At 35.7% G+C, this 9,441-nt stretch carries 10 protein-coding genes; all 10 read left to right on the top strand.

The window, feature by feature from the left end; all coding sequences use genetic code 11:
• Positions 1 to 47: 47 nt before the first annotated feature.
• Complete coding sequence (gene murA, locus KBI38_04390; GenBank protein ID MBP8629309.1) at positions 48 to 1,301, top strand: UDP-N-acetylglucosamine 1-carboxyvinyltransferase; 1,254 nt, start codon at positions 48 to 50, stop codon at positions 1,299 to 1,301.
• Between the two features lie 156 nt (positions 1,302 to 1,457).
• A complete protein-coding gene (locus KBI38_04385; protein MBP8629308.1) occupies positions 1,458 to 1,664 on the top strand; it encodes a hypothetical protein in 207 nt (68 codons plus the stop codon).
• The gene (locus tag KBI38_04380; GenBank protein ID MBP8629307.1) at positions 1,630 to 2,790 is read left to right on the top strand and encodes an MFS transporter; all 1,161 of its coding nucleotides are present in this window, start codon (positions 1,630 to 1,632) and stop codon (positions 2,788 to 2,790) included. The genes KBI38_04385 and KBI38_04380 overlap by 35 nt, the downstream gene beginning before the upstream one ends.
• A gap of 108 nt (positions 2,791 to 2,898) precedes the next feature.
• Positions 2,899 to 3,690 (top strand): hypothetical protein, encoded by a 792-nt coding sequence (locus KBI38_04375; protein MBP8629306.1) that lies wholly within the window; start codon positions 2,899 to 2,901, stop codon positions 3,688 to 3,690.
• Between the two features lie 16 nt (positions 3,691 to 3,706).
• Positions 3,707 to 5,329, top strand: coding sequence for a serine/threonine-protein phosphatase (locus KBI38_04370; GenBank protein ID MBP8629305.1), 1,623 nt, complete (start codon positions 3,707 to 3,709; stop codon positions 5,327 to 5,329).
• Positions 5,330 to 5,332: 3 nt separating this feature from the next.
• On the top strand, positions 5,333 to 5,863 hold the full coding sequence (locus KBI38_04365; protein ID MBP8629304.1) for a hypothetical protein: 531 nt from the start codon (positions 5,333 to 5,335) through the stop codon (positions 5,861 to 5,863).
• Complete coding sequence (locus KBI38_04360) at positions 5,785 to 6,546, top strand: hypothetical protein (protein MBP8629303.1); 762 nt, start codon at positions 5,785 to 5,787, stop codon at positions 6,544 to 6,546. Before KBI38_04365 ends, KBI38_04360 begins: the two co-directional genes overlap by 79 nt.
• A gap of 153 nt (positions 6,547 to 6,699) precedes the next feature.
• Entirely contained in the window at positions 6,700 to 7,719 is a 1,020-nt protein-coding gene (locus KBI38_04355) for a rod shape-determining protein (GenBank protein MBP8629302.1), read from the top strand.
• Positions 7,720 to 7,739: 20 nt separating this feature from the next.
• Positions 7,740 to 8,483, top strand: a complete 744-nt coding sequence (gene flgF, locus KBI38_04350) for a flagellar basal-body rod protein FlgF (protein ID MBP8629301.1) — start codon at positions 7,740 to 7,742, stop codon at positions 8,481 to 8,483.
• Positions 8,484 to 8,649: 166 nt separating this feature from the next.
• Complete coding sequence (gene flgG, locus KBI38_04345) at positions 8,650 to 9,438, top strand: flagellar basal-body rod protein FlgG (GenBank protein MBP8629300.1); 789 nt, start codon at positions 8,650 to 8,652, stop codon at positions 9,436 to 9,438.
• Positions 9,439 to 9,441: the final 3 nt, after the last annotated feature.

Here is a 9,441-nt window from a genome sequence, read left to right as displayed (position 1 = left end):
CAGAGTAAAGTTAGATATATTTGCCTTAGTTATTATGGGAGGACTTCATGGAGAAATTAGTTGTAAATGGTGGTAAGCGTTTAGAGGGTAAAGTGAAAATTAGTGGAGCGAAAAATGCTGTATTACCGATTATAGCAGCATCCTTACTAGGGACTAGTCCTAGTATTTTGGAAGAAGTTCCTGACTTGGAAGATGTTCGAACGATTTCAGAGGTATTAGGGCACTTGGGTGTTAAGGTCTCTAATGGTGGTAATAATACGCTGAATATTGATAGTAGCGTAATCTCATCTTGTGAAGCTCCATATGAGCTTGTCAGAAAAATGAGAGCGTCATTTTTGATAATGGGACCGTTGTTAGCCCGTTGCGGTAAAGCTAAAATTTCATTACCGGGTGGATGCGCGATTGGCACTAGACCGATTGATTTACATTTAAAAGGCTTTGATGCCTTAGGCGCTAAAATTGATTGTGGTGAAGGTTATATTGAGGCTTCAGCACCTAATGGGTTGAAGGGTGCTAGAATTTATTTGGATTTTCCTAGTGTTGGTGCGACCGAGAATATTATTATGGCAGCTTGTATGGCTGAAGGACAAACTATTTTAGAAAATCCGGCGCATGAACCAGAAATAATTGATTTAGTTAACTATTTAAATGTAATGGGGGCTAATATCAAAGGAGCCGGCACTAATATTATTAAAATCGAAGGCGTTAAAGCTTTAAAAGGTTGCAATTATACTATTATTCCTGATCGGATCGAAGCGGGAACTTATATGGTTGCAGCGGCAATGACCAACGGTGATGTTTATATTGAAAATGCCTTAAGTGAGCATTTAAAACCTGTTATTGCTAAACTCAAGGAAGCTGGAGTATTTATTCAAGAAGAAATAAATGGTATTAGAGTAAAAGGAACCGGTAATATTAAAGCGGTTGATATTAAAACATTACCTTATCCGGGTTTTCCGACAGATATGCAAGCACAATTGATGGCGATGTTGACTATTGCTGGTGGTAGTGGTATTGTTAGTGAAACTGTCTTTGAAAACAGATTCATGCATGTGGATGAACTAAAGCGGATGGGGGCAAATATTAAAGTAGATGGTCGCAGTGCGATTGTTGATGGTGTGAAAAAATTATCGGGTTGCCAAGTTAAAGCTACTGATTTAAGAGCCGGAGCAGCGATGGTGCTAGCAGGCTTAGTAGCTGAGGGCGAAACGCAAATTGGCTGTATTCATCATATTGATAGAGGTTATGATGGTTTAGTAGATAAATTATGTAATCTTGGGGCCGACATAAAAAGAATATAGTAAAAAGGCAATTGATGCTTATCAATTGCCTTTTTTTACATTAATATACTGTATGATAATTAAAATTTTTTCAATTACTGTAAAAATAAATTTAAAATATCATAGCAATAGCTTATAATTAAGAGTAAGACTATTTTTAAAATTTATGAGGCTGTTATGAAAAAATATAAAGTTTTGCTAACATTGTTCAGTGTAGTTTTAATGTTTATTTTTTTACAGAATAAGATTGATTTGTTACTGGAAAATCCCTTAGCGGGACAGTTTCAGTTTAAGAATCCGGCCTTAGCAACAGTCAATAACGATAACAATAACAATTTTTGTGTTGTTGATGATTCGGGACAACGCATTGTTAAACTTAACTGAATATCTTAAACAAAGATTTAATAACGTTGTACTAAATTATGATGAAACAGTAATTGCGGTGATTAGACCATTGAGTTTTATTTTGTTGGTGGCTGATTTCATGCAAAACTCTTTTACGCCGATTTATGTGACAAAAATTTATGAACCAATTTTTAATTTACCGGCAGAAATTGGTATTGCGATTCCCTTATCAGCAGAAGTTTGTACTACCGCTATTTTTGCTTGGCTCGGCGGTAGTTTGAAAACTAAGCTTGGTCTTAAAAAACTATTGTTTAGTGGTGCCACTATCAGTTTATTGGGATTTTTAATCTGTGGTATTTTGCCGAATGTTATTGTATTTACAATCGGCAAAGCGGTGATTGGGATTGGAATGGGCTTTGTACATGTCGCTTTACTAACTTTTATTAGTGAAGCGGATAATGAAAAAATTCTCAGTGATGGCTATGCGTATTATTTTGCCTCATATTTTGCGGCTATTAATATCGGCTGTGTGATTGGAGGTTCTTTGGCTAATTTTATTGGTCAACGGCAAGTGTATTTTGTGGCGGCGGCAACTATTCTAGGTGGCATCGCTTTAGGATTATACTTACTAAAAAATGTAGCCCTTAATATTAGTCCTAAGGTCAGCAAAACCGAACAATCAAAAATTAGTATTGGTAAATTTTTAATTAATCCTAAAATTATCAGCTTTTTTTTCTTTATCTTTATTCCTTATCTTGTGATGAGTTACTTTTTATATTATTTCTTTCCGCTGTTTGCTGATCAAAACAATATTACGACGACAAGGATTGCGCAGGCATTTTTGCTCAATGGCATTTTTGTGGTTTACTTAGGCCCCTTACTTGCGCCTAAATTAGAAAAGTTATTTAGCAAAAAAATCAATATGATCATCGGAAGCTTGTTATCAGTAGTAGCTTTGGGGCTATTTGCACTAAAACCGAGTTTAACAACGGCGGTTATTGCGCTTATTATCTTAGGGGTGGCGGATAGCTTTACCTTTACGGCACAAAATATTTATTATAATACCTTAGAGATTGTTAATAAATTCGGTATCAGCAAAGCGAATGGCATTAAAAATACTTTTGAAAATATTGCTTATGTGATGGCGCCGGCTATTTTTGTATAGCGATGTTATCGGGCATAAGCTATGGGATTTTGTTGATTGCACTAACATCTCTGGTATTACTGGGATTGTTTTTTATTAATCTTGAAAACTTAAAAAAAGGGTAAGGTTATGAAAATAATTTATTTTGGTACTGATGTTTTTTATGAATGTTTTAAATATTTGGTTAATTCGGAGCATGAAATAGTAGCATTATATACTTATCACAATGAAAATGAATATATCAGAGAAGATAAGGTAGCGGCGTTAGCTAAGAACAATAATATTCCAATTAGGTATAATAAAATGACGCTGGACGAAGCGCAGACTTTATTTAGCAGTAATGATTGTGATTTGTTTTTTTCAGCGGAATATGATAGTAAAATTCCAATACCGGACACAAAAAAATTTCGGGGCATAAATATTCATAATTCTCTATTGCCGGAAGGGAAAGGGTATTTCCCTATCGAAATGAGAATATATAAAGGCTATGATTATGGCGGAGTCACAATTCATCAGTTAACGGATAATTTTGATGAAGGCGCTATTGTTATGCAAAAAAAATTCCAGATTGCACAGAGCGAAAATGACCGCGATATTTACAATAAATGTCATTACGCAGCATTGGAGCTGACTAAAGTTATGATGAGCTCTTTTGATAGTTATTGGAATAATGCGCAGCCTCAACAAGGTCTTGGTTCTTATTGGTCTAAGCCGACTTTACCCGAGCTTACTATTGACCGAAATTTTACAGTGGCGGCAGCTAAACATACTTATCGCGCTTTTGGAAGGTTGTGTTTTGTTAAAAAAAATAATTTAGTGCAAAAAGTAGCGTTAATTACAGACTTAGAGGACAATACTCATAATGATTGTTTTATTATGCCATTAAAAGACGGAGCAGTAAAAGTTTTAGCACAAAAATGAAGGGGTTGTTTTACTAATGTTTCCAAGAAAGCAGAGCAATAATAACAATATTAATGATAAAAAGAAATATATTGTTGGATTTATGTTTTTTATTTTCCTCATGGTTATTGGAATGATTGCATTTTACTACTTTTCGATTAGAGATGTTGTGCTAAAAACCTATTCAGAAAAAGCACATGGAGCAGTAGTGTTAGCTGCGGAAATTTTAGATGGCGATGAGTTATTGCGCTATCTTGATCAAGGTTACATTGGTGATGAATTTAAAGACAAAGATGCACGGTTAAAGGAAATTAAAAAAGTTTTTGGGCTGAAATTTTTGTATGTTTTTAAGCCGACGGATAATGAATTGGTATATATCTATGCGGCTTCGAATGAAGGTGATAGCCAATATTCAACAATTAAAGTTGGTCAAACCGATCCTTATATTGATGGCAATAATAAAATTATGACGATGATGCGAACTAAAACGGCAACTTCGGGCTTAGACTTTACTAATGATCCAACTTATGGCTGGTTAGCCTCAGCTTATGGTCCGGTTTTTAATAGCAAGGGTGAAGCGGTGTTGGCGGTTGGGGCGGATTGTAATATGGATTCGATTATTGCCGGAGTTATTGCTAGTGCGATTAGAGCTATAATGATCATTTTTGTCATAGCAACAATTATTGCTCTTATTTATATAGTATTATTTGAATACAGCCTTTTTATTCCGTTAAGAGAGTTTAGTTATAAGTTTTTTGCGGTTAAAGAGCCTGCGGAATATATAAATTTAGGCGAATATTATCAAAGCGAAAAGAAAATAAAAGATTTAACAGAGTCTTTTAATAAAATGGTGATAGATTTGAAAACTTATATTTCAAATTTAAAAGAAGTAACGCAAACTAGGGGTAATAGAGAAACTGAAGCTAGCATTATTGCTAATATCCAAAAAACTTTGTTGCCGAAAAACTTTCCGCCATATGATGCTGATGATAATTTTTCGTTATATGCGACCGTAGAACCGATTAATGATTCTGCCGGGGATTTTTATGATTTTTATATGCTTGATAATGACCATTTAGTTGTAACTATTGGGGCGGTTAGTGGAAAAGGCATTAGAACATCGTTATTTATGGTCGAGACAAAGACGATGCTAAAAAACAATGCTTTAAGCGGATTAACGCCATGCGAAGTGCTAAATATTACTAACAACCAATTGAATGCTGATAATGAAGAGAATATTATTGTAACAGTATTTTTTGGTATTTTAGAAATTAGCACCGGAAAATTCACTTATTCTAATTCTGGGCATAATAATCCGTTTGTTTATCGCTGTGGAATAAAGTTTGATTATTTACCAATGTCTAAGAGTATGGCTTTAGGTGTATTAAAGGATGTGAATTATAAACAACGTGAGCTAATCTTAGAAGCTGGTGATATTGTTTTTGCTTATACTGATGGAATAACGGAAGCGGTTAATAACTATAATGAAATTTATTCCGAAGCTAAATTGTTGTTAAATTTAAACCGTTTTATCGGCAATAGACCGGATGCAACGTTAAAAATGATGATAGATCATGTAAGTTTATTAATTGCTCAACATAGTCAAGGGGTGGAACAAACCGAGGATATTGCAATGTTGGCTGTTCGTATTGATAGGTGATTTATGAAGATAACTGATTTACTATATGAACGATTGATAAGTCCGATTAGAAGCTTTAGTAATTCTAAAATGAAGGTTGGGGTTGAACTAGAATATCCGATAGTACATAAGCAAGCTAAAAATATTGAAAAAAATATTATCGAAAATTTGTTTAAAGGACTGCTTAAAGCTGGCTTTAAACCGCTATATAGTTCCAAATCACAACTGATTGGTGCGGAAAAGCAAAACGAGATTGTTATAACGCTTGATACCTCTTATAATAATTTGGAACTAGCGTTTGCGCCACAGCCTTCCTTATTAAATATTGAAAAAAGTCTAACGTACTATCTACAGATTATCAGAAATTATTTACAAGCTAACGGATATAGTTTGATTGACAAGGGGTTAAATCCTGATTTTGCGTCAATCAATAGTACGCTGATTGACGATGAAGAAATAAAAGCAGAATGTAATTTTTGGAGTATTTTGCTCCACCAAACTTTCATGGACACAAAGATTTATTTGCTTTTATTTCTTCCAGTCAAACTCATTTAGAAATAAGTTTAGATAAAATGCCATTGGCCTTAAATGTTTTTTCTAAACTTGATTTTATTGAAACGCTGTTATTTGCCAACTCCAAGCTGGATACTCCGGAAGGAATTTATTATTCGGGACGACACTATATTTATAGTCGCAGTGCTTTTCAAAAAGCTAATCTGGTAGGCAGTATTGATGAGATAGTTGAAACTATTGATGATATAGTCGAGCTGTATGCAAAAAAGTGTTTATTTTTACGGTATCGCGATAAGTGGGAATTTATAAAGCCCATATCACTAAAAGATTATTTTGGTGAGAATGTTCATCAAGCAAAAGCAGAAGATTTAAATAGTTTTTATAGTTATTGCAATACTGAATTGAAAGTATATGGTACATTAGAACGGAGAGGTGCTTGTAGCCAAGCCTTTGATAATGCGTTAGCACCGTCGGCTTTTAATTTGGGGCTGGGGATAATGATTGAAGCTGTGGAAGAACTATTAAATAAATTTTTTCATGACAATAAAATTATCTTTAGCAATAATGAACTATGTGAACTTAGTGCCAAAAGAAATCTTGATTGGATTCAGCACAAGAAACTTAATGACTTAATAAGTGCTGTGTTGATGATGGCTGAAGCTGGTTTGAAACAGAGGGGCTATGGTGAAGAAAAATATCTCAAAAATGTCGGAAGGTTTTTTTAAAAAGAATAGACTTTTCAGTCCGAAAATTATTTATAAAAGTTGTTAATAATTATGAATTTTGTATTGCAGGAAATGCGTATTAAATGTAGAATAAAATCACGTTAGAGTAAAAAGGAAATTTTATGTAGTGAAGGGGCGTTTATATTGTTTGGGATGTCAATGGATATAGGAGTAGATTTAGGTACGGCTAATGTGCTGGTTTACATAAAGGGTAAAGGGGTTGTCTTAAGAGAACCGTCAGTAGTGGCGATTGATCGAGATTCTAACAAAGTTTTAGCGATTGGTGAAGAAGCCAGAAAAATGTTGGGGCGTACACCGGGCAATATTGTTGCGATAAGACCGCTTCGTGAAGGTGTTATTGCGGATTATGATACTACGGAAAGTATGTTAAGACATTTTATTGAAAAAGTAGCCGGCCGAAGCTTTATTTTCAAACCGCGAATTATGGTTTGTATTCCGTCCGGGGTGACGACGGTTGAAAAAAGAGCAGTATTGGAAGCAGCGGTACAAGCCGGTGCAAGAAAAACATATTTGATTGAAGAACCGTTAGCAGCAGCGTTAGGAGCAGGTCTTGATATATCAGAGCCTTATGGGGCAATGGTGGTTGATATTGGTGGTGGAACAACTGATGTGGCGGTGATTAGCTTAGGCGGAATTGTTGCAAGTGAATCGCTCCGGATTGGTGGCGATAAATTTGATGATGCTATCGTGCGTTATGTTAAAAAAGAATATAATATGATGATTGGTGAGCGGACTGCTGAAGAAATCAAAATGAATATTGGTACGGCGATTAGAGGTCGTCGTGAAGGTAGTATGGAAGTTCGAGGTCGTGATTTGCTATCAGGGTTACCAAAAACAGTGAGAATGTCAGCAGTCGAAACCGGCGAAGCTTTAAATGAACCGGTCGAAGCAATTGTTCAATGTGTAAAAGCTGTTCTTGAGATAACTCCGCCAGAACTTGCTGCTGATATTATGGACAGAGGAATCGTTATGACCGGTGGTGGCGCATTATTATATGCGTTAGATGAATTAATTCAAAAAGAAACAGGAATTCCGACGTACTTAGCGGAAGATCCGTTATCTTGTGTAGCCTTAGGCACTGGTAAAGCGTTGGAATCGATTGAAAACTTGGAAGACAGCTTAAGTACTTTGAAATCTAATAGTATTGCTTAAATGAGGCGGGAGGTCTTTTTGTGATAAGAGGACTATATACTGCGACAACCGGAATGATTTCAGAAGCAATTAGAACTGATGTTATTTCCAATAATGTTGCTAATGTTAATACAACCGGTTATAAAAAAGATGAAGCGATTAATAGCGATTTTGCTTCAGTTTTGTTAAAAAGAATAAATGATGGTGAAGTTCAAGAAGTCGGCAAACTAGGGCGAGGAACAGTTGTAGCCGAAGTGGTGGTAAGTCAAAGCCAAGGTGCGGTGCGAAAGACTGATAATGACTTTGATTTAGCAATTGATGGCAAAGGCTTTTTTGTGGTTGATACTCCACAAGGTGAGCGGTACACTAGAAACGGCAGTTTTTTACGTTCGGCTAATGGTGAACTGGTTACCAGTGATGGTTATAAAGTAATGGGTACTGCCGGCGTGATTACGGTGGATGAAAATGCAAAATTCACGGTAAGTCCTACCGGAGAAATTATTGTCGATGATGTCCCAACCGATAATTTAAGATTGGTTGATTTTGCCGAAAATGTTAAATTAGAAAAGGAAGGCAGTACTTTATTTAAAGCGCCGAATGGAGCGACGCCGACCGATAGTACCGCAACAATTGTCCAAGGCAGTATTGAAATGTCTAATGTCAATGTTGTTGGTGAAATGGTTAAGCTAATTACAGCTTATCGTGCCTATGAAACAAATGCTAAGGCTGTGCAAAGTCATGATGCAATGTTAGACAAAGCGGTTAATGAAGTAGGAAAAGTTTAATAGTAAAAAAATTATCCGATGAGTTTTCATCGGATAATTTTGCTTAATTTTTTTTTATAAATGTCGATATAATTAATATAGTTTGAAATTTGGGGAATTATGACCTAGAGCTTTAAAAAATTTTCCATGTTATAGTTTTAATAATAATATAGTGGGGGTTTTAATTATGATGCGTTCATTATGGACGGCTGCGTCCGGGATGTTAGCACAGCAAACAAATATCGATATTATTTCGAATAATATCGCCAATGTCAACACTTCCGGTTTCAAGAAAACCAGAGGTGATTTCCAAGATTTAATGTACCAAAATATGCGTAAAGCCGGTACGACTACTGGTCTTGACAACCAAGTGCCGACTGGTATTAATATTGGTAATGGTGTTAGAATTGCAGCGACGCAGAAACTATATACTCAAGGTAATTTCCAAAGTACTGGTAATATGTTGGATATGGCAATTGAGGGTGAAGGGTTTTATCAAATCAGTATGCCGGATGGAACGATTAATTATACAAGAGATGGTTCGTTTAAACGTGATTCACAAGGGTTGATTGTAACCTCTGATGGTTATCCGTTAGAACCGCAAATTACCATCCCGGAAAATGCTACGGATGTTTCAATTTCTGCTGATGGCAGGGTTGCAGTAACAATTCCAGGACAAACTGAACCACAAGAGATTGGACAAATACAAATTGCGCGATTTGTTAATCCGGCCGGTCTTGAAAATATTGGCAAAAACTTATTAAAAGAAACTGCTGCTTCGGGAACACCGGTAGTAAGTGCGCCGGAAGCTGATGGCGCTGGCAGTATCGCTCAGAAATATTTGGAAATGTCCAATGTTCAGATTGTTGAAGAAATGGTTAATATGATTGTTGCGCAAAGAGCTTATGAAACAAACTCTAAAGCCATCACAACTTCTGATAGTATGCTAGAAATTGCAAACGGCTTAAAACGTTAGGGT

The sequence above is a fragment of the Negativicutes bacterium genome (assembly GCA_018052945.1).
GTDB lineage: Bacteria > Bacillota > Negativicutes > JAGPMH01 > JAGPMH01 > JAGPMH01.
Note: the sequence above shows the minus strand (reverse complement) of the source record. Positions and strands in the feature narration are given on the sequence as shown.